General features: G+C 68.3%; 25 protein-coding genes. 11 read left to right on the top strand and 14 right to left on the bottom strand.

Annotation, left to right across the window (positions count from 1 at the left end; translation table 11 throughout):
• From ACO1BU_RS15285 to ACO1BU_RS15270, 4 genes are all read left to right on the top strand, one after another.
• Complete coding sequence (locus ACO1BU_RS15285) at nucleotides 1-1,011, top strand: ABC transporter ATP-binding protein (RefSeq protein WP_424136826.1); 1,011 nt, start codon at nucleotides 1-3, stop codon at nucleotides 1,009-1,011.
• On the top strand, nucleotides 1,008-2,078 hold the full coding sequence (locus ACO1BU_RS15280) for an ABC transporter ATP-binding protein (protein WP_424136825.1): 1,071 nt from the start codon (nucleotides 1,008-1,010) through the stop codon (nucleotides 2,076-2,078). Before ACO1BU_RS15285 ends, ACO1BU_RS15280 begins: the two co-directional genes overlap by 4 nt.
• A 123-nt stretch (nucleotides 2,079-2,201) precedes the next feature.
• Nucleotides 2,202-2,582 carry a VOC family protein gene (locus ACO1BU_RS15275; RefSeq protein WP_424136824.1) on the top strand — a complete coding sequence of 127 codons (381 nt, stop codon included), beginning with the start codon at nucleotides 2,202-2,204 and terminating at the stop codon, nucleotides 2,580-2,582.
• Nucleotides 2,583-2,751: 169 nt separating this feature from the next.
• The gene (locus tag ACO1BU_RS15270) at nucleotides 2,752-3,762 is read left to right on the top strand and encodes a Bug family tripartite tricarboxylate transporter substrate binding protein (RefSeq protein WP_424136823.1); all 1,011 of its coding nucleotides are present in this window, start codon (nucleotides 2,752-2,754) and stop codon (nucleotides 3,760-3,762) included.
• Between the two features lie 5 nt (nucleotides 3,763-3,767).
• Here ACO1BU_RS15270 and ACO1BU_RS15265 read toward each other — a convergent pair whose 3' ends face one another.
• The 4 genes from ACO1BU_RS15265 to ACO1BU_RS15250 all read right to left on the bottom strand — a co-directional run bounded on the left by ACO1BU_RS15265 (nucleotide 3,768) and on the right by ACO1BU_RS15250 (nucleotide 7,533).
• Nucleotides 3,768-4,277 (bottom strand): DinB family protein, encoded by a 510-nt coding sequence (locus ACO1BU_RS15265; RefSeq protein WP_424136822.1) that lies wholly within the window; start codon nucleotides 4,275-4,277, stop codon nucleotides 3,768-3,770.
• On the bottom strand, nucleotides 4,277-5,275 hold the full coding sequence (locus tag ACO1BU_RS15260) for a GNAT family N-acetyltransferase (RefSeq protein ID WP_424136821.1): 999 nt from the start codon (nucleotides 5,273-5,275) through the stop codon (nucleotides 4,277-4,279). The genes ACO1BU_RS15265 and ACO1BU_RS15260 overlap by 1 nt, the downstream gene beginning before the upstream one ends.
• Nucleotides 5,272-6,474 (bottom strand): pyridoxal phosphate-dependent aminotransferase, encoded by a 1,203-nt coding sequence (locus tag ACO1BU_RS15255; RefSeq protein ID WP_424136820.1) that lies wholly within the window; start codon nucleotides 6,472-6,474, stop codon nucleotides 5,272-5,274. The genes ACO1BU_RS15260 and ACO1BU_RS15255 overlap by 4 nt, the downstream gene beginning before the upstream one ends.
• 135 nt (nucleotides 6,475-6,609) lie before the next feature.
• Entirely contained in the window at nucleotides 6,610-7,533 is a 924-nt protein-coding gene (locus tag ACO1BU_RS15250) for a LysR family transcriptional regulator (protein WP_424136819.1), read from the bottom strand.
• 77 nt (nucleotides 7,534-7,610) lie between these two features.
• Here ACO1BU_RS15250 and ACO1BU_RS15245 point away from each other — a divergent pair, with 77 nt between their 5' ends.
• Nucleotides 7,611-8,069 carry a cupin domain-containing protein gene (locus ACO1BU_RS15245; protein ID WP_424136818.1) on the top strand — a complete coding sequence of 153 codons (459 nt, stop codon included), beginning with the start codon at nucleotides 7,611-7,613 and terminating at the stop codon, nucleotides 8,067-8,069.
• A 47-nt stretch (nucleotides 8,070-8,116) separates the two neighbouring features.
• Here the strand turns inward: ACO1BU_RS15245 and ACO1BU_RS15240 are convergent, their stop codons facing one another.
• From ACO1BU_RS15240 to ACO1BU_RS15220, 5 genes are all read right to left on the bottom strand, one after another.
• Entirely contained in the window at nucleotides 8,117-9,319 is a 1,203-nt protein-coding gene (locus ACO1BU_RS15240; RefSeq protein ID WP_424136817.1) for a pyridoxal phosphate-dependent aminotransferase, read from the bottom strand.
• Nucleotides 9,320-9,400: 81 nt separating this feature from the next.
• Nucleotides 9,401-10,189, bottom strand: a complete 789-nt coding sequence (locus ACO1BU_RS15235) for an ABC transporter permease subunit (protein WP_424136816.1) — start codon at nucleotides 10,187-10,189, stop codon at nucleotides 9,401-9,403.
• On the bottom strand, nucleotides 10,186-11,022 hold the full coding sequence (locus ACO1BU_RS15230) for an ABC transporter permease (RefSeq protein WP_424136815.1): 837 nt from the start codon (nucleotides 11,020-11,022) through the stop codon (nucleotides 10,186-10,188). The genes ACO1BU_RS15235 and ACO1BU_RS15230 overlap by 4 nt, the downstream gene beginning before the upstream one ends.
• Nucleotides 11,019-12,068: an ABC transporter ATP-binding protein gene (locus ACO1BU_RS15225; RefSeq protein WP_424136814.1), complete on the bottom strand. Its 1,050-nt coding sequence runs from the start codon at nucleotides 12,066-12,068 to the stop codon at nucleotides 11,019-11,021. Before ACO1BU_RS15225 ends, ACO1BU_RS15230 begins: the two co-directional genes overlap by 4 nt.
• On the bottom strand, nucleotides 12,065-13,165 hold the full coding sequence (locus tag ACO1BU_RS15220) for an extracellular solute-binding protein (RefSeq protein WP_424136813.1): 1,101 nt from the start codon (nucleotides 13,163-13,165) through the stop codon (nucleotides 12,065-12,067). The genes ACO1BU_RS15225 and ACO1BU_RS15220 overlap by 4 nt, the downstream gene beginning before the upstream one ends.
• 294 nt (nucleotides 13,166-13,459) lie before the next feature.
• Between ACO1BU_RS15220 and ACO1BU_RS15215 the strand changes: the two genes are divergently transcribed.
• From ACO1BU_RS15215 to ACO1BU_RS15195, 5 genes are read left to right on the top strand one after another with little or no spacing between them, the layout of a single operon-like run.
• Nucleotides 13,460-14,110 (top strand): hypothetical protein, encoded by a 651-nt coding sequence (locus ACO1BU_RS15215; RefSeq protein WP_424136812.1) that lies wholly within the window; start codon nucleotides 13,460-13,462, stop codon nucleotides 14,108-14,110.
• 57 nt (nucleotides 14,111-14,167) lie between these two features.
• The gene (locus ACO1BU_RS15210; RefSeq protein WP_424136811.1) at nucleotides 14,168-16,576 is read left to right on the top strand and encodes a glycosyl hydrolase family 28-related protein; all 2,409 of its coding nucleotides are present in this window, start codon (nucleotides 14,168-14,170) and stop codon (nucleotides 16,574-16,576) included.
• On the top strand, nucleotides 16,576-17,808 hold the full coding sequence (locus ACO1BU_RS15205; protein ID WP_424136810.1) for a hypothetical protein: 1,233 nt from the start codon (nucleotides 16,576-16,578) through the stop codon (nucleotides 17,806-17,808). Before ACO1BU_RS15210 ends, ACO1BU_RS15205 begins: the two co-directional genes overlap by 1 nt.
• A 10-nt stretch (nucleotides 17,809-17,818) precedes the next feature.
• The gene (locus tag ACO1BU_RS15200; protein ID WP_424136809.1) at nucleotides 17,819-18,034 is read left to right on the top strand and encodes a hypothetical protein; all 216 of its coding nucleotides are present in this window, start codon (nucleotides 17,819-17,821) and stop codon (nucleotides 18,032-18,034) included.
• Nucleotides 18,035-18,074: 40 nt separating this feature from the next.
• Entirely contained in the window at nucleotides 18,075-18,449 is a 375-nt protein-coding gene (locus tag ACO1BU_RS15195; protein ID WP_424136808.1) for a phage tail fiber protein, read from the top strand.
• A 38-nt stretch (nucleotides 18,450-18,487) separates the two neighbouring features.
• On the opposite strand, the gene ACO1BU_RS15190 is transcribed toward ACO1BU_RS15195, so the two are convergent.
• The 3 genes from ACO1BU_RS15190 to ACO1BU_RS15180 form a co-directional block, all read right to left on the bottom strand.
• A complete protein-coding gene (locus tag ACO1BU_RS15190) occupies nucleotides 18,488-21,703 on the bottom strand; it encodes an error-prone DNA polymerase (RefSeq protein ID WP_424136807.1) in 3,216 nt (1,071 codons plus the stop codon).
• Nucleotides 21,700-23,265 carry a Y-family DNA polymerase gene (locus ACO1BU_RS15185; RefSeq protein WP_424136806.1) on the bottom strand — a complete coding sequence of 522 codons (1,566 nt, stop codon included), beginning with the start codon at nucleotides 23,263-23,265 and terminating at the stop codon, nucleotides 21,700-21,702. The genes ACO1BU_RS15190 and ACO1BU_RS15185 overlap by 4 nt, the downstream gene beginning before the upstream one ends.
• Nucleotides 23,266-23,417: 152 nt before the next feature.
• Nucleotides 23,418-23,603 carry a hypothetical protein gene (locus tag ACO1BU_RS15180; RefSeq protein WP_424136805.1) on the bottom strand — a complete coding sequence of 62 codons (186 nt, stop codon included), beginning with the start codon at nucleotides 23,601-23,603 and terminating at the stop codon, nucleotides 23,418-23,420.
• 356 nt (nucleotides 23,604-23,959) lie between these two features.
• Here ACO1BU_RS15180 and ACO1BU_RS15175 point away from each other — a divergent pair, with 356 nt between their 5' ends.
• Nucleotides 23,960-24,151 carry a hypothetical protein gene (locus tag ACO1BU_RS15175; protein WP_424136804.1) on the top strand — a complete coding sequence of 64 codons (192 nt, stop codon included), beginning with the start codon at nucleotides 23,960-23,962 and terminating at the stop codon, nucleotides 24,149-24,151.
• 127 nt (nucleotides 24,152-24,278) lie between these two features.
• Here ACO1BU_RS15175 and ACO1BU_RS15170 read toward each other — a convergent pair whose 3' ends face one another.
• Together ACO1BU_RS15170 and ACO1BU_RS15165 are read right to left on the bottom strand one after the other, a co-directional pair.
• Entirely contained in the window at nucleotides 24,279-25,160 is an 882-nt protein-coding gene (locus ACO1BU_RS15170) for an isocitrate lyase/PEP mutase family protein (protein ID WP_424136803.1), read from the bottom strand.
• Nucleotides 25,157-25,954, bottom strand: coding sequence for a GntR family transcriptional regulator (locus ACO1BU_RS15165; protein WP_424136802.1), 798 nt, complete (start codon nucleotides 25,952-25,954; stop codon nucleotides 25,157-25,159). Before ACO1BU_RS15165 ends, ACO1BU_RS15170 begins: the two co-directional genes overlap by 4 nt.
• Nucleotides 25,955-25,999 lie beyond the last annotated feature (45 nt).

The following is a 25,999-nucleotide window of genomic DNA, read 5'->3' as shown; positions in this document are numbered from 1 at the left end:
GTGGAACCGAGCATCCCCGCCTCGGCGGCGCCCCCCACCCTGCAGGTGCGGAACCTGCAGACGAAGTTCTTCACCCGGGCCGGCGTGGTGCCGGCAGTCAACGACGTCTCCTTCAATGTCGGGCGCGGCAAGGTGCTCGGGCTGGTGGGGGAATCCGGCTCAGGCAAGACCGTGACCGGCTTCTCCATCATGCGCCTGGTCGATGAGCCCGGGCGGATCACCGGCGGCGAGATCCTGTTCGGCGGCCGGGACCTTGTGAAGGCGTCCGAGGAAGAGATGCGGCAGCTCCGGGGCAACCGGATCGCCATGATCTTCCAGGACCCGATGATGACGCTGAATCCGGTCCTGCGCATCGACACGCAGATGATCGAGACGATGCAGGCCCATACCAAGATCAGCCGGGAGGACGCCCGCCAACGCGCCCGCGATACGCTGGGCATGGTCGGCATCCCTTCCCCGGATGAGCGGCTGAAGGCCTACCCGCACCAGTTCTCGGGCGGTATGCGGCAGCGTGTGGCCATTGCCATCGCCCTGCTGCACCAGCCCGAACTGATCGTGGCGGACGAGCCGACGACGGCGCTGGACGTGACGATCCAGGGGCAGATCCTGGCCGAAGTGCAGAAGCTTGCGGCGACCACTGGCACCGCCATCATCTGGATCACCCACGACCTCTCGGTCGTGGCCGGCCTCGCGGACGATATCGCCGTCATGTATGCGGGCGAGATCGCCGAATACGGAGCGGTGGAGGACGTGCTGGACCATCCGCTGCACCCCTATACCCACGGGCTGCTAGGCTCCGTGCCCAGCCGCAACAAGCGGGGGGAGCCGCTGCGGCAGATCCCGGGCACGACCCCTTCCCTGCTGAGCCTGCCGCCGGGCTGCCCCTTCCAGACCCGCTGCCCGCGTGCGGCGGAAGTTTGCCGGCAGCCCCCGCCCATGGCCGAGATCCTGCCCGCCCATGAGGCGCGCTGCTTCCGGCCCCATCTTGAGAATGCGGGAGTGGCCGCATGAGCGTGACAATGAATGCCCCGGCCGCGGTGCCGCCCGCCGCGAGGCCTAGCGCGGACAAGATCATCGAGGTGGTGGGCGTTTCCCGCCGCTTCGCCAAGCGGCTGGACTTCGCCGGGAAGATCCTGGCCAAGCTCGGCGCCCCCCTCCGCGATGAGGTGGTGCATGCCGTGGACAAGGTGGACCTGACCATCCGCCGCGGCGAGGTGGTCGGGCTGGTCGGCGAATCCGGCTGCGGGAAGTCCACCCTCGGCCGCATGGTGGCCGGCATCATGCCCCCCTCGGACGGAACCATCCTTTGGAAGGGGAAGGACCGTACGGGGATGCACGGGAAGGAAGCCCGTGCCGCCACCCTGCAGGCGCAGATGATCTTCCAGGATCCGATGTCATCGCTGAATCCACGGCTGAAGGTCGCGGAGATCATCGGCGAGGCGCCGCTGTTCCATGGGCTGACGACGCGATCCGAACTCGGCGCCTATGTCGATGACCAGATGCGCCGCGCGGGGCTCGATCCCGCGTTCAAGGTCCGTTACCCCCACCAGTTCTCGGGCGGACAGCGGCAGCGCATCGGCATCGCGCGGGCGCTTGCCGTGCAGCCGGAATTCCTGGTCTGCGACGAATCGGTCGCCGCGCTGGACGTGTCTATCCAGGCGCAGATCCTGAACCTGTTCATGAAGCTCCGGCAGGAGCTGAATCTTACCTACCTCTTCATCTCGCACGACCTGGGCGTGGTGGAACACCTGAGCGACCGGGTGGTGATCATGTATCTGGGCCGCGTGGTGGAGGAGGCACCGACCGAGACGGTCTTCGCCCGCGCGAACCATCCCTATACCCAGTCCCTTCTCGCGGCCGTGCCGCGGATCGAGGCGCGCAAGAAGGCCTTCGCGACGGTGCAGGGGGAAATTCCCTCCCCGCTCAACCCGCCTTCGGGCTGCCATTTCCACCCGCGCTGTCCGCATGCCTTTGACCGCTGCCGGGCGGAGATCCCGGCGCTGAAGGAGGTCGCGCCAGGGCATAAGAGCCGTTGCCATCTGAACGACCTGCCGAACCATGGGGGGCAGCCGGTATGATCCGCATCGCGGTCGTGCTCCTGGCCGTGCTGGGTCTGGCCGCCTGCGAGCAGCGTGAGGGCTCGCGCGGTCCCTATGTGGGTGGTAGTGGCGGAGTGAACGTCCTTCGCTGAGGAAACATCCGTGACCCGCTTCGCCTTCGACCATGTGCATCTCCGCAGCCCCGATCCCGACGCGACCGGGGCCTGGTTCGTCGAAATGCTGGAGGCGAAGCAGGTTCGGCGGCTGGAGGGGCCAAACAGCCTGCGCGTGATACTGGATTTCGGCGGGCTGAACCTGTTCATCGAGCGCGTGCCGCCCAACACCCCGTCACCGCCCCCCGCCCCCTTCATGGGCATCGAGCATCTGGCACTGGCGGTGAAGGGCATCGACGCCATTGTCGAGGAGCTGCGTGGCAAGGGCGTGCGGATCGTGATGGAGCCGAACAACCCGAACCCGACCACCCGGATCGCCTTCATCGAGGGGCCGGAGAATGTGCGGGTGGAGCTGCTGGAGCGTAGCTGAGCTGACGCTTCCGTAAGCGGGACGGGCTGACCGGCCCGCTTACGGGACCTTTCGCGCCCCTGTGCGAATCTTCATCCTGTTGTGCCGGGTCCCGCTCACGGTGCGCCTGCCAGAAGACTGGCAACGCCCCGGCAAGCGGGCGGCCCGGAAATAACAGGGAGGAAACGCCATGGCAGACAGGACGGAAGCGGAAGAAATCGGGCTCAGGCGCCGCGCTGCGCTCGGCCTCCCGCTGATCCTGGCCGCCGCGCGGCCCGGCGCGGGGCGCGCACAGGGTGCCGCGCGTCCCATTACGCTGATAGTGCCCTATGCTCCCGGCGGGGCCTCGGATCCCGTGGCCCGGGATTTCGCCAGCGTGTTCAGCCAGGAGCTTGGCGGGCAGGCCATCGTTATCGAGAATCGGGGCGGTGCGGCCGGGCATGTGGGCGCCATGGCGGCGGCGCAGGCACGGCCGGATGGGCAGACGCTGCTTTTCGCCGTGAACACCAACATCGTGGTGAATCCGCATCTGCAGCGTGGGGACCGTGTGGATCTCGTGGCGGCGCTGACGCCGGTCGCGCAGCTCGCCACCTATCAGTATGTCCTGGTGGTTCCACCGGAGCTGGGCGTGACGACGCTGGCCGAACTGGTGGAGCTCGCGAAGTCGCGCCCGCAGGGCAGCATGACCTATGCCTCCAGCGGCGTCGGCAGCAATAATCACCTCGCCGCACTCCTCTTTGCCGAGGCGATCGGCGTGCGGATGGAGCATGCCGCCTATCGCGGCACCGGGCCGAGCCTGCTGGACACGATCGCCGGGCGCGTGGAGCTGAATGTCAGCTCCGTCACCCCCGCGCTGCCGCTGGTGAGGGACGGGCGCCTGCGGGCCCTGGCCGTGACAGGGGCGAAGCGGGTGGAACAGCTGCCGAATGTGCCGACCTTCCGGGAGGCGGGATACCCCGCGATCACCATCGACGCCTGGAACGGCATCTTCGCGCCAACGGGCACGCCGCCAGAGCTGCTGGACCGCTATGAGGCGGCAGCCAAGCGCGCCATGGGCCAGCCGCGCTTCATCGAACGCATGCGTCTGGACGGGATGGAGGTGGTAGGGGAAAAGCCGCGCGCCAGCTTCGCCGCCGCCATCCGCGAGGAGAGCGCCTTCTGGAAACAGAAGGTCCAGGAGTTGAACATCGCCCTGGACTGAATAGGTCAGGCCGGGTCAAGCACCAGGAAAAGATCCGTGTCGCCGGTGTCCTCGCCGGCGGCGGTGATCAGGGCATGGGCCTGACCGCGGTGATGCGTCTGGTGATTGAAGAAATGCGTCACCAGTAGGGCCCGCGGCTTGGTCACCTCACGCTTGGCGGCACCGCTGTACCAAGTCAGGCCGCCGTCCAGCCATTCGGGAGTCAGGCGGGCGGCCCAGTCGGTGATCCGGGCGTCCATCTCCATACGCTTGGTGGCCAAGGTCTCGAAATCGGCCATCATGGATTTGCTGGCTTGGCCGCCGCCCACGGGCGGCTTCTCGCCGCCATCGAAGCGCGACATCCACTGCATGTCGCCCCAGAGCAGGTGGTTCAGCGTGCCGTGCAGGCTACCGAAGAAGGCGCCCCGCTCCTGCCGTCGTGCCTCGTCGGACAGGCGGGATGCGGCGGCATAGACCCGCCGGTTCATCTCGGCATTGTAGGCTGCCATCATGCGGCACCAGTCCGGCGAGATCATCAGGGTCGCTTCCAGAAGATCACCGTGTCCACAGGGCTGCCATGGGCAGCCACGGCATAGCCCGGGATGATGCCGGCCGCCTGCCAGCCGAGGCTACGGTAAAGGCGCTCGCCATCGCTGCCCGCCTCGGTGTCGAGCACCAGGAGCTTTCGGCCGATGCCCCGCGCCGTCTGCTCGGCCCGCAGCATGAGCGCGCGGCCGATTCCCCGGCGGCGGAAGGCTGGGTCGACCAGCAGCTTCGAGACCTCGGCGCGATGGGGCGCGTTGGGCTGCGCGGCCAGGGCGAGATGGACGGTGCCGGCGAGTTGCCCGTCGCACCAGGCGCCCAGGAGAACCCGGCTACCTGTCGCGACATCGGCGGAAACGCCGCGCCAGAAGGCACGCGCGACCTCACGCGAGAGCGGTGGCAGGTAATTCACCGAGGCGCCGGCTTCCACGCAGGCGACCAGGATCTCCGCCAGGCGCCGCTCCGCGCTGGACGCGGCAGCAGCGTCCAATACTTCCACGACCACGCCCGTCGCGGGCTTGGCATAGCGGAATTCCAGCGACTTCGAGATGTCGTCGAGAATGCGGATGGAGCCGGCCCGGACATAGCCGCGCTTCTCGTAGAAGCGATGCGCCGCCTCAAAGCGCGTGTCGGTCCAGAGGATCATGCGTTTGGCGCCATGCTCCACGGCATAACGCTCGGCGCCGTCCAGCAGGGCATGGGCGAGCCCAGTGCCGCGCGCGGCCTTCGCCACATACATGCGGCCGATTTCCCAGGCCTCATCATCGTCGCGCAGGGGGCGGGCGGCCACCATGCCGACCAGCTCGCCATTCTGCTCCGCAGCCCAGAGGGCGCCGCCGACCTTCTCGAAATGGGTGGCGAGGGCGCGGAGTTCGGGAACCTCCGCATCCACGTCCAGGATGCAGTTGGGGTACTCGGCCCATGCGTCGCCGATCAGCTTGATGAAGCCCTCCGCATCGGCGTCGGTGCCGGGGCGGATGGCGAAGCTCATTTCAGGCCCCGGCAGAAATCCTGGATGCGCGCGCAGGCCTCGCGCAACGTCTCCGTATCCGTCGCGTAGGAGAGGCGGATATAGGGGCTCATGCTGTAGGCGGTGCCGGAAACTGTGGCGACATGGTTCTCCTCCAGCAGGGCCATGGCGACGTCCTCGTCCGTCTCCAGCTTCCGGCCGCCGGCGCTGGTCCTGCCAAGGCAGCCGGCGACGCTGGGATAGACGTAGAAGGCGCCCTCGGGCTTGTGACATTGTAGGCCCGGCGCCTCGTTCAGCATGGAGACGACGAGGTCGCGGCGCTCGCGATAGATGCGGCGACGCTCCTCCACCAGATCCTGCGGGCCGTCGAGGGCGGCAATCGTCGCGGCCTGGGACACGGTGGCGATGCCGTTCGTCGTCTGGCTCTGCATATTCGTCATCGCCTTGACCAGCGCACGCGGGCCGCCGCCGAAGCCGACGCGCCAGCCCGTCATCGCATAGGTCTTGGAGGCGCCGCTGACGGTGAGGGTGCGGTCCTTCAGCCCGGGCTCCACGGCGGCGATGCTGTGGAAGCCGGTATCGACATAGCTGATGTGCTCATACATCTCGTCCGACATCACCCAGACATGAGGATGGCGCATCAGCACCGCGGCCAGTGCCGCGACCTCCTCGCGCGTCAGCGCCGCGCCGGAAGGGTTGTTCGGAAAGTTCAGCACCACCCACTTCGTCTTCGGGGTGATGGCGGCGTCCAGATCCTCCGGGCGCAGCTTGAAGCCGTTGTTCTGTGGGCAGGGCACCAGCACGGGCACGCCGCCGGAGAGCTTCCCGATATCCGCATAGGCGGACCAGAAGGGCGTGGGAATGACGATCTCGTCACCCTTGTCCACGGTGGCCAGCATGGCGTCGAGGATGATCTGCTTGCCGCCATTGGCGACAATGATCTCGTCCAGCGTGTAGTCCAGGCCGTTCTCACGCTTGAACTTGCGTTGCACGGCGGCCTTCAGCTCGGGCCAACCATCATTGGGCGGGTATTTGGTCTTGCCGGCCAGGGCGGCCTCGTGTGCGGCCTCAATCGCATGGGGCGGGGTGGCGAAGTCGGGCTCGCCGACCGTCAGGCTGATGACCTTGTGGCCGGCCTCGCGCAGCTCGCGTGCGCGGATGGACATGCGGGTGGAGCCGGAGACGAAAATCTCCTGCAGCCTCTGGGCGAGGGCGGGCATTGGGCAGTTCCATTGGTGGCAGGTCGTTCGGGCCGGAAACTAGGCCCGGGGGGAAGTGGTGCCAACCCTGCGGGCACGCGGCCCTCCGGTGCTCGTTCCGCTGGGGGGCTGGCAGGGCTGGCCGTGCATCCGCCGTCAGGCCGGAAGGCCGTGGTCGCGCAGCATGATGGCCACATGATCCACGAAGGCCCGCACCTTCGGCGCCATGAGGCGGTTCGTGGGATAGACGGCGAAGATGCCGCTCACGGGCGTCTCGCAATCCGGTAGCACGCGCTGCAACTGGCCGGAGGCGAGCGCGTCCGCCACGGCCCAGTCCGGCAGGGCGGCCAGGCCGATGCCGGCCAGGGCGGCGGCGCGTAGGGATTCCGCATTGTCGGTCAGCAGCACGGGCCGAACCGCCACGACCTCGTTCCCCAGGCGCCAGCTCTCCCGCCAGGGAAGCGGAGAGAAGCCGATGCAGCGGTGCCGCGCCACATCCTGCGGTACTGCTGGAAGGCCCTGCTGCGCGAGATAGCCAGGGGAGGCGACGATGAGGACGCGCGAGGTGGCCAGCCGGCGCACGACGAGACCCGGCGCCGGCGCTTCCGTGACGCGGATTGCAAGATCGAAGCCGTTCTCCACCAGCTTGACGGATGTGGCTGCCTCGACGAACTCGATCTCGATCGCCGGATGGGCCAAAAGGAAGGCGGGAAGACCCGGCATGAGGTGGCGGGAGACGAAGCATTCCGGCGCTGCGATCCGCAGGCGCCCGGACGGGGCCTGCTGCCAGGCCTGGACCTCCAGCCGCGCGGCCTCCTCCTCCTGCAAAAGCCGACGGCACCGGAGATAGAAGGCGCGCCCGGCCTCGGTGGGCTGCACCCGGCGCGTGCTGCGGTCCAGCAGCCGCACGCCAAGCCGTTCCTCCAGCGCGCGCACCGTTTCGCTCACCGAGGATTTGGCGGTCTGAAGGCGCTCGGCAGCGGCGGTGATGCTGCCCGTCTCCACCACCCGGATGAAGGCTTCGATGCCCAGAAAGGCCCGCATGGTGACATTGTTCACCAGGGCGAACGGAATGTCCACAAGGACCGGCTCCCGGGCCCAGGGACGACGCCGGAAGATAGCGCCGGGCAGAGACCCTATCGAGGAGCGGAGGACACATGCTGGAGACAACGGAGAAGGATGTCGGCACGCTGGAGGCCGGCGCGGGCGAGGTGCTGGAGGTGTTCGGTGCCAGAATGGTCATGAAGGCCGACCCGGTCCTGCACGGGTTGTTCCTGGGGGAACATGTGATTCCGCCGGGCTTCCTCGTGCCGCCCCATCGTCATGCGGAGGATGACGAGGTGTTTTTCGTGCTGGAGGGCGAGTTGACGGTGTTCGGTGCATCCGGTGAGCGGCGCATCGGGCAGGGCGCCACGGCGCAGCTTCCGGCCGGGTCGCGCCACGGGTTCCGCAATGACACGGCGGAGATGGTCCGCTTTCTCGTGATGTCCCGCCCCGGTCTGCAAAGCCTGGAGATGTTCCGGCATTTCGACCGGGCGGGGCGCGCAGCGCCCGATGGGCTGACACCGCCGGAGATCGTGGTGATCTGCGCCCAGTACGGCGTCAGCATGGGCTGACGCCGTAAGGCCCGGGGCGTCGCGCCCCGGGTTCGATCAGTCCGGGCTCAGTGCAGGCCCTGGCAGAAGCGCTGGATGCGGGCGCAGGCTTCCTTCAGGGACTCATCAGAGGCCGCGTAGGAGATGCGCATATAGCCAGGGAAGAGGAAGGCCGAGCCATGCACGGTGGCGACGCCCTCTTCCTCCAGCAGCGCCAGGACGAAATCCTCGTCCGTCTCCAGCCTCTTGCCGCCGGCCGTGGTCTTGCCGAGGCAGCCCTGGACCGAAGGGAAGACGTAGAAGGCGCCTTCCGGCGTGTTGCAGTGGATGCCCGGCGCCTCGTTCAGCATGGAGACGACGAGGTCGCGGCGGCGCTCGAAAGCCTGGCGCATTTCCTCCACCGTCTCCTGCGGGCCGTTCAGCGCCTCGACGGCGGCGGCCTGGGAGATGGAGGAAGTGTTGGAGGTGGACTGGCTCTGCAGCTTGTCCATCGCCTTGGTCAGCGCGGCCGGGGCGCCGGCGAAGCCGATGCGCCAGCCGGTCATGGCATAGGCCTTGGAGCAGCCGTTCATCGTCACGGTGCGGTCCCGCAGGCGCGGCTCGACCTCAACGACGGTCGCGAAGTTGAAGCCGCCATAGACGAGCTTCTCATAGATGTCGTCGGTGAAGATCCAGACATGCGGGTGGCGCAGCAGCACGTCGGTCAGCGCCTTCAGCTCCTCGGCCGTATAGGCCGCACCCGTGGGATTGCACGGGTTGTTGAGCATCAGCCACTTGGTCTTCGGCGTGATCGCGGCCTCAAGCTGCTCGGCCGTGATCTTGAAGCCCTGGTTGGGGCCGGCGGGAATGGTCACCGGCGTGCCGTCAGCCAGCGAGACGATGTCGGGGTAGGAGACCCAGCACGGGGCGGGGATGATCACCTCGTCGCCCTTGTCGAGCGTCGCGACCATCGCGTTGAAGATCACCTGCTTGCCGCCGGTAGAGACGATGATCTCCTCCGGCTTGTAGTCGAGATTGTTGTCACGCTTGAACTTGGCGGCCACGGCCTTGCGCAGCGCGGGCGTGCCGGAGACGTCGGTGTAGAGGGTCTGGCCCTCCTCGATCGCGCGGATAGCGGCCTGCTTGATGTTGCCCGGTGTGGGAAAATCCGGCTCGCCGGCCGAGAGGCTGATGATATCCCGCCCCGCCGCCTTCATCTCGCGCGCCTTGGTGGAGATGGCGATGGTCTGGGACGGGGAGATCTTGTTCAGGCGCTCGGCAGTGAGGGACATCGTTCCTGGGCTTCCGGGTTTGGCGGAGGGGTCGGAACCTAGCTCCCTTGGGCGCGCGGCGAAACCGCCGGAATGTGCATTTCAGTCCCGCCGCCGCAACAACAGGCCCATCAGGGCCAGGGCGAGACCGGCCGCGGCCAGCAAAAGGGTCGCCAGGGCGTTCACCTCGGGTGTCATGCCCAAGCGCAGCATGGAGAAGAGGGCGACTGGCAGGGTGGTGCCGGCCGGTCCCGACGTGAACGAGGCCAGCACCACATCATCGAGCGAGAGGGTGAAGGCCAGGAGCCAGCCGGCAACCAGGGCCGGGAGCATCAGGGGCAGGGTGACCGTGGCAAAGGCCGTGGCCGGGCTGGCGCCGAGGTCCAGGGCGGCTTCCTCGAGATCCCGGTCCCGGGCGGCGAGGCGGGACTGGACGACCACTGCGACATAGGCGGTGCCAAGGGTTGCATGGGCCAGCAGGACGGTCAGGGCGCCCCGGCCGGCGGGCCAGCCGGTGGCGCCTTCCAGGGCGACGAAGAGAAGGAGGAGGGAGAGGCCCGTCACCACCTCGGGCAGGACCAGCGGCGCGCCAGCCAGGGCGCCCAGCGCGGCGCGGCCAGCGAAGCGACCGTGGCGGGCCAGCACCCAACCGGTGGTGCCGCCCAGCAGCACCGAGAGAGTGGCGGAACCGGCGGCGACGCGAAGGGAAAGCCAGGCGGCCTCCAGCAGTCTTTCATTCGCGGCCAGGGCGGAGAACCAGCGCAAGGAGAAACCACCCCAGCGGAAGGGCACCGGGTCCGCCGAGAAGGCATAGGCGACGAGCAGGGCCACGGGCAGCCAGAGGAAGGCGATCCCGGCCCACATCGTGGCCCTGACCCAGCGCGGCGTCATGCGTCGCGCCCCAGGCGCTGGAACAGGATGATCGGGCCGATCAGCAGGGCGAGCAGCGCCACCGCCAGGGCGGAGGCCACGGGCCAGTCGCGGTTCTGGAAGAATTCCTGGAACAGAACGCGGCCGACCAGGGTTGCCTCGGGTGGGCCGAGCAGCTCCGGGATCACGTATTCCCCTGCCGCCGGGATGAAGACGAGCAGGAAGGCGGCGGCCAGGGCAGGGAAGAGCTGCGGCAGGGTGATGCTGATGAAGGCCCGGCCTGGCGTGGCGCCGAGATCAGCCGCCGCCTGTTCCAGCACCGGGTCCAGCCTGGTGGCGGCGGCGAAGACCGGCAGCACAGCGAAGGGCAGATAGGCATGAACCATGCCCAGCAGCATGGCGCCGTGCGTGTAGAGCAGCGGTAGCGGCTGATCGGTCCATCCGAGGGCACGAAGGATGCCGTTGATCCAGCCCTCGTCACGCAGCAGCCCGATCCAGGCGCCGATGCGGATCAGGAAGCCGGTCCAGAAGGGCAGCAGCACGGCGGCGAGCAAGGCATCCCGCCCCCGGCCGGCGCGGGCGATGGCAATGCCCATCGGGGCGGCGATGAGCAGGCAAAGAGCGGCGGTAAGGGCGGCGACGGCCAGGGATTGAAGGAGTGAGTCCCGGTAATAGGGGTCCTCGGTCAGCAGGCGGAGATTATCGGGGTTGATCCCCTCCCCTGCCCAGGGCGGCGCATAAGGAGGCACGCCCTCCGCCTGCCAGGAGAGGGCGATGATGCCCACCAGCACCAAAGGCACCGCCACCAGCAGGGCGAGCCAGAGGCCGGGAAGGAATCGGAGCGCGATCCTCATCCGTGCAGCGGCACGACCGCGTCGGCGTCCCAACTCAGGCGCACTTCGGCGCCGCGTGGGGGCGGGGCTCCGTCCTCCTCGGCATGGGAGACGCGCAGCGTGGCGCCGCCGGCCAGGCGCACGAGGATGAGGCTGCTCTCGCCGCGGAACGCTGCCTCCTCCACCGTTCCGGCGGCGGTGTTGTCGCCGATGGCGGGGCCGAGCCGGATACGCTCCGGCCGCAGGGCGACAGCCGCCGCGCCCTCCGGCAACGGCAGTTCCGCGCGCAGCGTGCAGGCCGCGGTGGGGCAGTCCAGCGCGCCATCTGGGGTGCGGGTGCCCTCCAGCACATTCGCGGCGCCAAGGAACTGGGCGACGAAGCGGGTCGCCGGGCGGTCATAGACCTCCCGCGGGGCGCCCAGTTGCACCAGCCTGCCGTGATCCATCACGGCCACGCGGTCGGCCAGGGCCAGCGCCTCGGCCTGGTCATGCGTGACCATGATAAACGCCGCGCCGCTCTCCCGCTGAATGGCACGCAGCTCGAAGCCCGTTCGTTCGCGCAGATTGGCGTCGAGGGCGCCGAGCGGCTCGTCCAGCAGCAACAGGCGGGGGCGCTTCACCAGGGCGCGGGCCAGGGCCACGCGCTGGCGCTGGCCGCCGGAGAGCGCGTGAGGCCGGCGGGATTCCATCCCCTCCAGCCGCAGCATGGCGATGGCCTGGGCGACGCGGTCGGCGATCTCCGCGCGCGGGCGTCCCTCGCGCCGCAGGCCGTAGCCGATATTCGCCGCCACGGTCATATGCGGGAACAGCGCGTAGGACTGGAACATCATGTTCACCGGCCGCCGGTGCGGCGGCACGCCGGCCAGGTCGGCGCCGTCCAGATACATGGTTCCGGAATCCGGCACTTCGAAGCCCGCCACCACGCGCAGCAGCGTGGACTTGCCGGAACCCGAGCCCCCGAGCAGCGCCAGGAACTCGCCCGCCGCCACATCGAGCGAGACGCCATCCAGCGCCGTCATGGAACCGAAGCGGCGCGTAATGCCGCGCAGGGAAAGACGTGGGCTCAACGGCCGGCCTTGAAGCGAGACCAGGAGCGGGAACGCGCGCGCTCCGCCACAGGGCCGGGGGCAGAGACGGCAAAGCTGCGCGCAATGGCCTCGGGTGGCGGATAGACATTCGGGTCCGCCGCCACCTCGGCACTCAGATGCGGACGGGAGGCCGGGACGGCATTGGGATAGCGCACCTGGTTCGTCACGCCCGCGATCACCTCCGGCCGCAGCATGTAGTCGATGAACTTCTGCGCGGCCACAGGGTTCGGCGCATCGGCGGGAATGGCCAGCATGTCGAACCAGAGCTGCGCGCCTTCCTTTGGCTGGACATAGGTCAGGCCCTGGTCTCGTCCCGCCGCGCGTGCGCGTGTCTGCGCCTGCACCACGTCGCCGGAATAGGTCAGCACGGCGCAGTATTCCCCTTGGGCCAGCGCGTCGGTGATGGCGGCGGAGGAGATGATGGCGCGCATATGCGGCCGGATGGCCAGGAGCGCCTGTTCCGCCGCACGCATATCGGCGGCGTCGGCGCTGTTGGGGTCCTTGCCCAGCCAGCGCAGCACGGAAGGAATGACGTCGATGCCGCTGTCCATGATGGCGATGCCGCAGCGCGCGATCCGGCTCGCATTCTCCGGCTTCAGCAGCAGGTCCAGGCTGTCCAGCGGTGCATCGGGCGCGACGGCGCGGATCCGGTCAGGCCGAAGCCCCAGGCCGATCGTGCCCCAGAGATAGATGGCGCCATGTGTGTTGCCAGGATCGCTTCGCGCCACCTGCGCCAGCAGCGCCGGATCCTGGTTGCCCCAATTCGGGATCTGCCCGCGATCCAGCGTGCGCAACGCCCCCGCTCGCACCAGGCGGGCGAAGCTCGGCTCACTGGTCGGCACGATCACGTCATAGCCGGATCGGCCGGCGGAGAGCTTGCCCTCCAGCGTCTCCAGGCTGTCGAAGACGTCGTAGCGCACACGGATGCCGGTTTCCCGCTGGAAGCCCTCGATCGCCTGGGGATCGATGTAGTCGGTCCAGTTATAGACGTTCAGCACCGGCTCCTGCGCGGCCGTGGGCAGGGTCAGGAGCGCCGCCGCGGTCAGGGCGAGCAGCAGGGAGCGGAAAGATCTCATGCCTGTTCCCTAGCCCCTGCCGGCCTGTGGTGGAATCACCGAAGGCAGAAGAGGCCATGGTGCAGGCGGCGATGCACAGCCTGGGCATCTTTTCTGGTGCAATATAGGAAGTCTTTCTTGACATAAGGGTAGCCGTCCTGTAGCTCCCGCTGCATCAACGGGCCAGCTGCGCCCGCCGCCAAACCACAGCCCGAATCCGAAGCCCCGCCCGGCCCCGCCGGTGCGGGGCTTTTCGCGTTCGCCCCGCCTCTCTCCACCCGCCAGCCCCGCCCGTTCTGCAGGAGCCATGCCCGCATGCCCTACATCGCCAGCAACCTGCTTCCGCTGATCGCGGCGGACAGCTTCACCCTCTGGCTCTACAAGACCACCGATACGCGGGCCACCGTGCTTTCGGCCGGCTATTTCGCCGCGGCCGGCAACCGCCTGCTGCCGGGTCACATGATCGTGCTGCAGGCGGCCGACGCCACCGCCATACTGCCCGTGCGCAGCAACGCGGAGGTCGGCAACGGCATCGTCATCGATGCCACCTCCTCACCACTGCGCCTGACCGGGGCGGGGTCGCTCGATTTCGACGCGGACCTGACCGCAACCGCCGTGGCACGCAGCGTCGCCCTTGGCGCGATCCCCGCTGGGGTGAACCAGGGCGAGACATTCACCGTCCAGGCCGCGGCGTCTGGCGCCGTCACCAGCCTCAAATTCAGCGTGCTGGATGCGGCGGGCACCGTCGTGCTCGGCCCAACCAGCGCCGCCGTTTCCGCAGGCAGCGCCAGCGCGACCTTCACCGCCCCCATCCCCGGCAACGGCTACCGGCTGAAGGTCGAGGACGAGGCCGATCCGCTGGTCGTGCAGATCTCTCCCAGCTTCGTCGTGCTCGCCGCCTTCGCGCTGCTGATCGAGAGCGGGATGAGCCTCCTGCTGGAAGCTGGCGGCCGCCTGATCCTGTAGCGCCCCCTCCCCGCCCCAACGCCTTCCGCCCCCCCCTCAACGGAGCTGCCCGCGCCGATGCCCGACAGCAAGATCAGCGATCTTCCGCCCGCCTCCTCCCTCTCCGACACCGATATTGCGCCCTTCGTGCAGGGGATAGGGGGAGCTGCGGAGACGCGGCGGACCACCTATGGCCAGATCCGCACCAGCATCATGGCTGACCGGCCGCTGCATGTCCGCGACTACGGCGCAGTGGGCAATGGCACGACCGACGATACCGCCGCCATCCAGGCCGCGCTGAACGCCGCAGCCTCGGCGGGGGGTGGCGTGGTGCTGGTCGGCCCGCGCCGCTACCTCATCGACAGCGCCGATCTGGTGATCCCCGCCAATGTCACGCTCCAGGGCGGTAGCGATCCGGGCGGCTGGCGCGTGGACGGCAATTTCGCTGCCCTGCCCTACTGCCTGTTACTGAATTCCGCCCGCACCATCCGGCTGCGGCGCAATGCGGCGCTGGAGCAGATGGCCATCCTGCGCAAGGGCTTCACCACGCCCGCCACGCTGCGCCAGGCGCTGGATGCCGCCGCCGCTTTCGCCGGCACTGCAGTCAGCATCGGCGACGGCACCACTGGCAGCAGCAGCACCAATGCCACTGATGCTTCCGTGCGCGGGTTGCTGATCATCGGCTTCGCCTGGGGCATCCGCAGCGACGGGTCCAGCCGCACGCGCATCCGTGACGTGCTCGGGGATTGCACCAACGGCCTCTATCTCGGCAAGTCCTACGACATCGCGCATAACGAGCGCATCAATTGGCACCCGCTGGCCACCACGAGCCGCAGCTTCACCGGCACGACCTACACCGTCAGCGGCTGCGCCAATAACGGCTCCGGCCTCATCCGCCTCACCACCAGCACCGCGCATGTGCTGAAGGCGGGCGATGTGGTGGTGGTCAGCGGCGTGGGTGGCGTCACGGCTGCGAACGGACGCTTCACCGTGGCCGCCGTGCCCGGCACGACGACGCTCGATCTGGCCGGCAGCGCCTTCTCCGGCACCTATACCAGCGGCGGCTCAGTCGATCCCGTGGTCAACCACCGCCGCGGCAAGGCCTTCCACATCTACGACGCCGATATGCCGAATTTCGTCAACTGCTTCGAATATGGCCACGACATTGGCTGGCACCTGGATGACCAGACGCATTCCGGCCAGTTCGTGAATTGCGGCCTTGATGGTGGTATCGTGGACCCCACCACGATCGGCGTGCAAATCTCGGGCCTGGCCAATCGCAACAAGTGGTATGGCGGCTTCTGGTCCAGCAAGGGCCGCGCGCTGGTCGTGAATGTGCAGGCAGCCGATCAGAACACCATCGCGGGTGTCATGCTGCCTGTTGGCGCGGGCCGCTCCGTGGAACTGGTGGATGGTGGCCTGGTACTTCTGGGCTGCGACATCTATGGCGCCATCCACCTGGCCGACGGCGCGGACAGCCTGCAGGTCCTCGGCTGCGATCTGAAGACCGCAAGCTTCACCGGGCAGAGCAGCGCGGCGTTGCAGAAGCTGCAGATCTCCGGCAGCCGCATGGCCTCCGCAGTCGGCATCGCCCGCTCCATCGGCGGGCAGTCGGAACTGGCGGCCATCTCCTCGGCCGGCGCGATTGAGACGCGCGTCTCGGCACGCAGCGACGGCATCGTCGCGCTGCACCGCCGGAACGCCAGCGCGGGCGCGATGCTGCGTCTGCATGGAAGCGGCGACACGGCGGCGGCCTCCATCAGCATCAACGGCACCGATCTGGCCCTGGCCGGCGATTCCACACTGAACCCGAACGCCGCCTTCGCCTTCGGCGGCACGGGGATGACGCAGCCCCTCACCCTGCGCCTGCGTCGCCTCTCCACCACGCCGGCGGCGAATGACCGGATTTTCGTGCTGGAGGCAAATGGCAACAATAGCGCTTCATCCGAGGTCACCTTCGGCCGGATTGCAGCCCTGGCCGAAGGCGTGGCCGCCGGTGCGGAATCGGGCGCGATCATCGTCGAAACCCGCTCGGCCGGCACCTTGGCGGAACGGCTGCGGATCGCCGCCTCCGGCGCTGTGACGCTGACCGGCCCGCTGACCCTGGCGGCCGACCCGAGCACCGCCATGCAGGCGGCCACGCGCAACTACGTGGACAACAGCTTCACCCAGCGCACCATACCGGTGGTGGGAGTCGCCGCAGCCACGGCGCTGACCTTCGCCGCCCATAACGCACGGATGCTGGTGGCCAGTGCCGGCACGACGCTGTCCCTGGATTGGGCGGCCACCGGCAGCGGCTTCTCCTGCATGGTGGTAAACCGCAGCGGGGCGGATCTGACGGTTACCCTCACTGGCTTCTCCTCGCCCCTTGTCAATCCGGATGGCTACACGAAGCTGCGGGCGGGCGGCGTGGCCAGCCTCCTCGTCTACTCCCCGGATGGAGGGACGACGAAGCTCTGCCAGCTCACCGGCGCGGGGGCTCCCTGATGCTGGGCACGACACCGGCCATCCACACGCTGGAAGGTGGGCCGCTGCGCCTGGTCTCCCCGGGTGGCCTCCTCGCCTCGGCCAGCTTCCAGCGCGCCTCCTCTGCCATGAGCCTGGGCGCAGATGGCCAGTCCTGGTCATCGACGGCGCCGGACGTGCCGCGCCATACCGGCACTGCACGGCGCCTGCTCATCGAAGGTGCGCGCACCAACGCCATCCGGAACCCGGGCTTCGAGGGTGGCGCCTCGCCGACCTACATGACCGGGTTCGGCGGCACGGGGAATGGTCTGACCCGCACGATCCTGGGCTCGGGCAACTGGCGCGGCCTGCCCTATATCGACCTTGCCATCACCGGCACGGCGGCAACCGCCACGGTGCTGACGCTCAGCTTCGAGAGTGCCGGCATCGTGGCGAGCAGCGGCCAGAGCTGGGCCTTCAGCCTGTTCCTGGCCCTCATGTCTGGCAGCGCGACCAATTACGTCACGACATTGAACATCCGACCGCGCGACGCGTCGAATAACGACGTCAACGGTACCGGTTTCTACGGCGACACCATCATGCTGCCAGGCATGATGACCCGCTTCGTCATGTCGGCGACGATGAACCAGGCGGCGACGGCGAATCTCACGCCCAACCTCCGGCTCAGCGTGGCGCAGGGCACGGTCTGCAACGAGGTGATCCGGCTTGCCGTGCCGCAGGCCGAACTGGGAAGCTTCGCATCGACGCCGATCCTGCCCCCAGCGGGCAGCCTGGCTGCGGCCAGCCGCGCCGCCGATGCGGCGACCCTCATGCTTACCGCAGCCCAGCAGCAGCGGGGAACGCTGGTGGGCACCTTCATGATTCCCCAGGCTGCCGCAGCGGACGTGCAGGCTCTGCTATCGATGGATCCCGGAAACGGCAATAACCGGATATCCATCCAGAACAACTCGAATGGCAGCACGGTCCGTGGCCTTACGATCACCGGTGGAACCACGACCAACACGCCGGTCCTGACGACGGTAACGCCTGGAGTGCCATTCAAGGCCGCTATCGCATGGGACGCTTCAGGCGTCGCATTCTGCGCAGCTGGCGGCGCTGTGTCCTGGATCGCTGGCCTACCACCGATGGACCGTCTGCGCATCGGCAATGACGTATTCGGCCAGCGCGCCATGTTCGGCGAAGTCGGCCCGCTCGATCTGCACGGGGCTCGCCTGCCGGACGCCGCCCTGCAGGCGCTCACCACTTCCCTCTGAGGATCAGACCATGCCCGAATATGTCGACATGCGCTGGCACGGGCCGGCGGAGGCGATGGATGCCGCGCTCGCGGCCCTGCCCGTGCCCGAGGGACAGGTGGGGCCAATCCTGCTTGACGAGGTGGCCTATGTGCTCCGGCGCGAGCATGTGCTGCGCCCCGTACCCGAGGAGCTGACGGAGACGGGGCCGCAGCTGTCCCGTCTCATCCTTGGCGTCTTCGCCTGACAAGCCCCGCGGACCTTTCCCCTTCCCGACAGGAGATCCCATGTCCGACCTGACCGATTACGCTCGCAACCTGCTGGCCCGCGCCGTCTGCGGCCGGGGGCCCAGCCTGCCCACCACCGTCTATGCTGCGCTCGGCACGGGTGGCAGCGCCACCGCTGGGTTGACGGGAGAGCCGGCGGGCCTTGGCTATGCACGGCAGCGTGTGACCTTCACGGGCACCGGTGCCCAGCGCAATGCCGAGGCACTTCGCTTCGTCTTCGCCGCCTCTGCCGGCACGCTGACGCATGTGGGGCTGTATGACGCGGCCTCAGGTGGGAATCCACTGCTCGTTTCCCCGCTCAACGCGCCCGTCTCGATGACCGGTGCGGGAACGGTGACGGTGGCGGCCGAAAGCCTGGTGGTGAACCCCAGCTGATCCATGCCAGTGGCGGGAAAACTCCCGCCACTGGCGGCCTACCGCCAGTCGCGGCTGCCCGGGAAGGAGGAAGCGCGCGTATCGGGCCGATGGTCGGTGCCGCGCGTCACTTCGTCTGCGCGGGCCGTCGGCACGCGGACCTCGCCCATCCGGTGCAAGCTGTCCAGCAGGGCGGAGCGGTCCGACAGCCGCTCGCCGACGAGATGCACGACCGGCACTGCGCCACCGTCATACCGCTCCACCCGTCCTTCCACGAGAAGCAGCCGCGCCGCGACCACGGCTGCGCGGTTCGTTTCGATCACCTGCGGATGCAGCACCAGGTTCATCGTGCCGAACTCATCCTCCAGCGTGAAGAAGACGATGCCTTTCGCGGTGCCCGGCCGCTGCCGCACGAGCACCAGCCCCGCCACGCGAAGACGCTGCCCCTGGCGCGCTGCCGCCACCGCGCGGCTGTCCCGAGCGCCGAGTTGCCGCAATGCATCCCGCAGCAGTGCAACCGGATGCGTGCGGAGCGTCAGGCCCGTGGCGCTGTAATCCAGTACCGTTTCCTCGCCGCGTGTTTCCCCGGGCAAGCGCGGGGCGGCCTCAGCCGCGACGAAGAGGGGCAGCGGGGGTGGCGCCGCGCGCTCCACCGCCGCCGCTTCCCACAGGGCGCGGCGGCGATCCAGGCCGAGGCCGCGGAAGGCATCGGCCTGCGACAGGGCATCCAGCGCGCGGCGGCCAAGCCCAGCCTTCACCAGGGCGGCCGGGGAGACATCCGGGCGCAGCGCGGGGATGCGCTCCCCCTCCTCCTTTGGCAGGCCTGAGACGAGACGCAGCCCCAGCCGCAGCGCCCATCCCGCCCCGTCCCGCTCCAGCGTGCAATCCCAGTCGCTGGCAGTCACATCGGGCGGGCGCACGGTCACGCCATGCGCCTGCGCGTCACGCACGATCTGTGCCGGCGCGTAAAAGCCCATGGGTTGGCTGTTCAGCAGCGCCGCCGCGAAGACGGCGGGGTGATGGCACTTGATCCAGGCGGAGATGTAGACGAGTTGCGCGAAGGAGGCCGCGTGGCTTTCGGGAAATCCATAGCCGCCGAAGCCCTGGATCTGCCGGAAGCAGCGTTCCGCGAAGTCCGGCGCATAGCCGCGCGCGATCATGCCCCCCACGAACTCGCCACGAAACGTGTCGAGCTTTCCATCGTGCTTGAAGGAAGCCATGGAGCGGCGCAGCTCATCCGCGCGGGAGGGCGTGAAGCCGGCCGCGACAATCGCCATCTCCATCGCCTGTTCCTGGAAAAGCGGCACTCCGAGTGTTTTCTCCAGAACGGCCTTCAGCTCCGGCTTCGCATATTCCACCTTGTCCGGATCCATGCGCCGCTGGAGATAGGGGTTGACCATGTCACCCTGGATCGGGCCCGGCCGCACGATCGCAACCTGGATCACCAGGTCATAATATTTGCTGGGCCGCATGCGCGGCAGCATGTTCATCTGTGCGCGGCTTTCCACCTGGAAGACGCCGAGGGAATCGCCTTTCGACAGCATCGCATAGGTGTCCGCGTCATCCTGCGGCACTGATTGCAGATCGTGGTTCAAACCCTCGTACCGCCGCAGCAGGTCGAAGGCGCGCTTGAGGCAGGAGAGCATCCCCAGGCCCAGCACATCCACCTTCAGCATCTGAAGATCGCCGATATCGTCCTTGTCCCATTCGACGGTATGGCGGTTCTCCATCGCCGCTTTTGTTACGACAGCCAGTTCTGTCAGCTTTCCGCGCGTGATGACGAACCCGCCGACATGCGTGGCCAGATGGCGCGGAAATCCGTGCAGTTCATCTGCCAGATCCATTGCCATGCCGAGGCGCGGATCCGCCTCGGGATCCAGCCCCTCGCTGCGTGCCACGTCGCGCAGCGTCTCCGCGCCGTCATGCCAGGAGGCCTTGGCCAATCGCGCGGTGATATCCTCCGACAGCCCCAGAACCTTCCCCACCTCCCGCACCGCGCTTCGGGTACGATAGCGGATCAGCGTCGCGGTCAGCGCTGCGCGGTCGCGGCCATAGCGCTTGTAGATGTGCTGAATCACCTCCTCGCGCCGCTCATGCTCGAAATCGATGTCGATATCCGGCGGCTCACCCCTCGCATCGCTGAGAAAGCGGGCGAAGAGAAGCCGATGCTTGGATGGATCGACAGAGGTGATGCGGAGCACATAGCATACCGCCGAATTCGCCGCCGAGCCGCGCCCTTGGCAGAGTATTCCTTTCGATCGCGCGTAGCGCACGATTTCATGCACGGTCAGGAAATAGGGCGCGTAATCCCGGCGCGCAATCAGTGCCATCTCCTCGGCGATCTGCGCGGCTACCTTCGGCGGCGGGCCTTCCGGCCATCTCTCCCGCACCGCCTCCGCCACGCGTCGTGCCAGCGTCTCCTGCGCGGTCAGGCCGGGTTCCAGAATCTCGTCCGGATATTCATAGGAAAGGTCGCGCAGGCTGAAGCGGCAGGCCTCTGCCACGCGCAGTGTCGCCTCCACCGCCTCCTCATGCCCAGCGAAGAGGCGCAGCATCTCGGCGGGTGGCTTCAGATGCGCCTCGGCATTCGCGGCAGCATGGAAGCCCAGCCTGTCCACCGTCACGCCCAGGCGGATCGCCGTCACCACATCTGCCAACCGCCGGCGTGACGCCGCATGCATCCGCACCCCGCCTGCTGCCAGCAGCCCCGCCCGGGCCGAGCCCGCCATGGTCGAGAGTACGCGCAAGCGCCGCCGGTCATCGCCCCTGAAGCGGTGATGCGCGGCAATAAAGAGAGGCAACGCCAGCATGCGACGCATCGCCTCGGCATCGCGGCGCAGGCGACGCGCGAAATCATCACCCGGCGCATCCGGCGGCAGGATCGCCATCACCTGTCCCTCCGCCGCGGCGATCAGGGCATCACGGGTGATCCGGCACTCTTCCTTCTCTCCCACCATCCGCGCGGCCGAGAGCATGGAGGCCAGCCGCGAATAGGCCGCGCGATCCGTGGGCCAGACCAGGTATTCCTGTCCGTCCTCCAGCGCCACGCGGCAGCCCGGGACGAAACGGATGCCCCCACCCAGTTCCTCATCCTCCGCCGCCGCCATGCCGCGCACCAGGCCAGCGAAGGAATTGCGGTCCGCGATGCCGATGGCGGCATGGCCCAGCAACCGAGCCGCCAGCACCAGTTCCCATGGATGCGACGCACCTTCCAGAAAGGTGAAGTTCGACATCGCGCCCAACTCGGCGAAGCCGGGTCCGGCATGGACGGTCACGGAAGCAATCCATGCAGGAACCAGCGCGGCGATCCGGGGCCGCCGGAACGGCAGACCCAGAGGCGGCGGCCATCCGGCATCTCCACGCGGTAGTAGTCGCGTACCGGACGATCAGCGCGGTCGCGCCACCATTCCGGCTCCAGCCGTTCCGGTCCCTCCGCCGCGCGCACGAGAACCCATTGGCCCCGCCATCGGATGCGGAAGGGTGGCGCATCCGGCAGCACCGCCACGGCCTCCAGCCGTTCCGGACGGCGCAGCAGGCGCAAGGGATGGTCGCGCGCGGCCCAGCCCTCTGGAACCGGCGCGGGTGAGAGGGGATCGGCCCGCTCCACCGCGCGCTCGGGCCAGTGGCTCTCACGCGGGCGCAGGCGCCAGGCGGGCAGGCGTTGCGCCACGCGGTCCAGCAGGGCCGAGAGCGCGAGCCGCTCATCCTCCTCCACCAGCCCGGCCTGCGCGGCGGCGAGCGGCTCCATCCGCTCTGCCAGAAGCGCGATGCGGTCGAAGCCAAAACCCGGTGCCAATTTCTCCAGCTTCGGGGCGAGCAGCCGTGCCAGGTGATGCGGGTCGCGGCTGGCCAGGCCGAGGCCGGTCTCGGCCTCCTGCACACCGCCGTCCACGCAGTGCGCGCGTAGGACCAGGCGGCGAAGCCCCTGCCCCTCCTTGGCCAGCTGCGTACAGAGCTGCGTCAGCAGTCGCTCCACCACTCCGTCAATGGCGGCGCGGGTGATGAGCGGCTCCTCGAAATCCAGCGCGACGCTCCACTCCGGCACGGGGCGGATGCTGCGGAAGGGCTCGGCGGTATCGCCCGTCGCCCGGTCCAGCATCAGGGAAAGCCCCGCCCCGAAGCGCCGTACCAGCGGGGCGCGCGGCTGCGCCAGCAGATCGCCAATCTGGTGCAGGCCGAGCCGCCGCAGCCCGGTCGTCACCTCCGCCTCCAGTCGCAGGACGCTGATGGGTAGGGTGGCGATGGCTACCGCCTCGCCACCCGGTGGCACGGGGAATGACCCGCCGCAGCGGGCCAGGGCCATGGCAGCGCCAGCCGTGCCTGCCACGGCGGCGTAGGCCGTGTGCCCCAGCCGGGCCAGCCCCGCCAGCACCCGCCGCATCATGGCCTCCTCGCCGCCGGACAGGTGCCCGGTGCCGGTGATGTTCACGAGAATCCCGTCCGGCGGGTCGGGCGCCACCAGCGGGGCCAGCCGCAGGGCCCAGAGGGCCAGCGCCGTAAGGCGCGATGCGGACGTCTCCGGCGCGTCGGAATGCACAGCGACCTGTGGCGCAAGCGCCTGGGCGTCCGCCAGGGCCTGGCCGGGCCGCACCCCCAGGGCCATGGCCTGTATATCAGCCGCGGCCACTACCCGGCGGTTTCTCTCCATGCGCCAGGTCAGGACGGGACCGGGAACGCGCAGGATCTCCGTCGCGAGCCCAGGCAGGTGCAGGGCGAGGATCCGGGTGCCCGTGGGGTTCCCCGTGGAATTGAAGAATTCAGCCCGCTGCTCCGGCGCGGGCCGGATGGGCGGAAAGGCTTCCCGCAACCGGGGCGGCCGACAGAAACGCCGCCTCACCGCTGCCCCCTTCCGGAGCAAAGGCGAATCCGAGGCAGGGCGGAACGGACCGAATCGGGGGGCATTGTTCGCCAAATGTTCTTTCCAGAACGCCGAATGGCAAGCGCCCTGTCAAAACCTCCCGAAGGAACTTCTAAAGAATCAGAGGGCGCCTATTTTGGCCCAAACGCCGCCACCGCAGCGGAGAGACGGGCACGCACCCGGACAGCATCCAGCGGCGAACCGCTGATGGGCGCCTCGGCCAGGCAACGTTCCAGCTCCATGCGCAGGGACCGCAACGCAGCCGCCCGCATCTCGGCCGGCATACGAGACAGGATTCGGTCCAACGCCTCCGTCACGGCGTGCTCCAGGACATCATCCGCGTCAGCAGACTGCGTGGAAGACAAGGATTCCAAAGCGTCATTCCTCCAGGCCGCCTTGCTTATGACCTCGGCGTGAACGTCGCCGCCACGGCGTGGCCTGTCACCGCTCCCGGCACGACGTGACATCCTGAGCCTACCATACGGCAATTGCCAATGTCAGGAGTTCCACACTCTTTCGAACAAGCTTCCACATGCGTGAGAATATTGCGTCCTTCCTGGCGCTCATGCGTTGTTTTCTCTCCCGTTCCGGTTTTCAGCGCGCTAATCTGCTGTCCGGACCGGGTCTTCGGCATTCACCGAGACGCTGTGCTCCACGTTCCATGGAAGACGACATGACCGAGAGAGGTCTTTCCGTCCCCGGCCTGCCATCACCGCCCCCAACCGGGCGACCGAGGCGGCCGCACTCGGACGTCATCTCCGCCATCAGCGAACTGGCCGATCACGTGCGCGCCTATGGCCTCTACCAGGCTGACGAGGTGCTGACGGATCTTCTGGCCCTTCTGTATGCGGAGCAGGACGACTGAGTCATCCTTCTGTTCGCGACGGCGCTGCGGGCCGAGAGCGGATCAGGAGATCAGCGTCGCTGGAAGAAGGAGAGGAAGCCCAGGGAAGAGGCGTTCCTTCCGGCCCGCATCGCTTTTGGCCTGGGCGCTACTCCGCAGCTTCCCGATGCTCGTACCGGCGGCCCAGCTCCAGCATCTCCGGCGTGCCGATCAGTGCATTCAGCGCACCGAAATCAAACATGCGGCTGGCAAAGGGCTTGTTGGACCCGTTGGCTGCCAGGGAGCGGTAATAGTCCTGCGCTGTATGGGCGATGGCACGCACGATGCCACCTGGGAAAATCACCAGACGGAAGCCCAACTCGCTCAACTCCGCGGAGGTCGAAATGGGCGTGTCGCCACCCTCCACCATATTCGCCATTAACGGGCGCGTTGCGCCCAGGGCCTCGACGATCTTCTGCATCTGCGCGAGGTCACGTGGTGCCTCGATGAAGAGCACGTCGGCGCCCGCTTCGGCATAAAGCGCGGCGCGGTCCAACGCGGCCTGGAAGCCATCCGTCGCCACAGCATCCGTGCGGGCGATGATCACCGTCTCATCGCTCGCGCGCGCATCGACGGCGGCCCTGATCTTGCCCACCATTTCGCCAACCGGGACGATCGACTTGCCCTGCAGATGGCCGCAGCGCTTGGGCAGGGTCTGGTCCTCGAGTTGCAGGGCGGTGGCGCCCGCGCGCTCGAACATGCGGATAGTGCGCTGCACGTTCAGCGCGTTGCCGTGGCCGTTATCGGCATCCACCACCAGGGGCAGCGACACGCGGTCGCGGATCAGCGCGACGGTCTCGGCCATCTCGGTCATGGAAACCAGCCCGATATCAGGACGGCCGAGGCGCGTGTAAGCGACGGCGGCGCCGGAGACATAGGCCGCCTCGAAGCCCGCCGCCTCGGCCAGGCTCGCGGTCAGCGCGTCATAGACACCGGGGGCGGTGACGGCACGCGGTTCGGCGAGGCGCCGCTTCAGGGATGCCATGCTCATTCTTGCTCCTCACTGGCCGGGATTGCCTCGCTGGGGGCCATAGGGCTCCAACGGCGGTCACCATCCGCGCCGATGCGCTGGAGATGCATCTCGAAGGAGAAGCGATCGGGACGGTACAGGGCACGCAGATGCTCGACAGGACGGCCCTGTTCATCCTGCACGAGGCGGGTGAGCTCGATCAGCGGCGCGCCGATTTCGACCTCCAGCGCTTCCGCCAGTTCAGGCCCGGCAAGGGTCGCGCCAATGCTTTGCCGCGCGCGTCCCATGCGCAGGCCGGAGCGTTCCAGCAGCACCAGCAAGGGCTGGCTCGCCAGATCCGCCTCCGAATAGGTGCGGCCGATCCGGGCGGGGACATAGGTCGTGAGATGAGAGAAAGGGCCCTCGGCCATGCGGCGCACGCGCACGGCCCGCTGTGCCGCCTCGCCGGGCGGCAGGTGCAGTGTCTCCGCCACGGCGGGCGGCGGGGTGACGTAGCTGAAGGAGAGAAGACGCACCTCTGTACGGCGTCCCATTTCCTTCAGATGCGAGAGGACATCGGAGAGGTCGACGACGGTGGGCGGCAACGCCGATGTGCCACGCACGAAGGTGCCCACCCCGGGGCGGCGCTCCACCAGCCCATCCTGCGCCAACTGGTCCAGGGCACGGCGCATGGTCACGCGAGCCACACCGTGCTCCGCAGCCAGGTCAGGCTCACCCGGCAGGCGGGCACCGGCCGGAAGGGTGCCAGCCGCGATCCGGTCGCGCAGTACGAGATAGATCCGGCGCGCCTTGAAGGGTTCGACCGACGCGCTCAACCGTCCCCTCCCTGCCCCACCTGTTCATCGTATCAGACAGCTTCC

It is taken from the genome of Roseomonas chloroacetimidivorans (genome assembly GCF_049629625.1).
GTDB classification, from domain to species: domain Bacteria; phylum Pseudomonadota; class Alphaproteobacteria; order Acetobacterales; family Acetobacteraceae; genus Roseomonas; species Roseomonas chloroacetimidivorans.
This window is presented reverse-complemented; position numbering and strand designations above follow the sequence as displayed.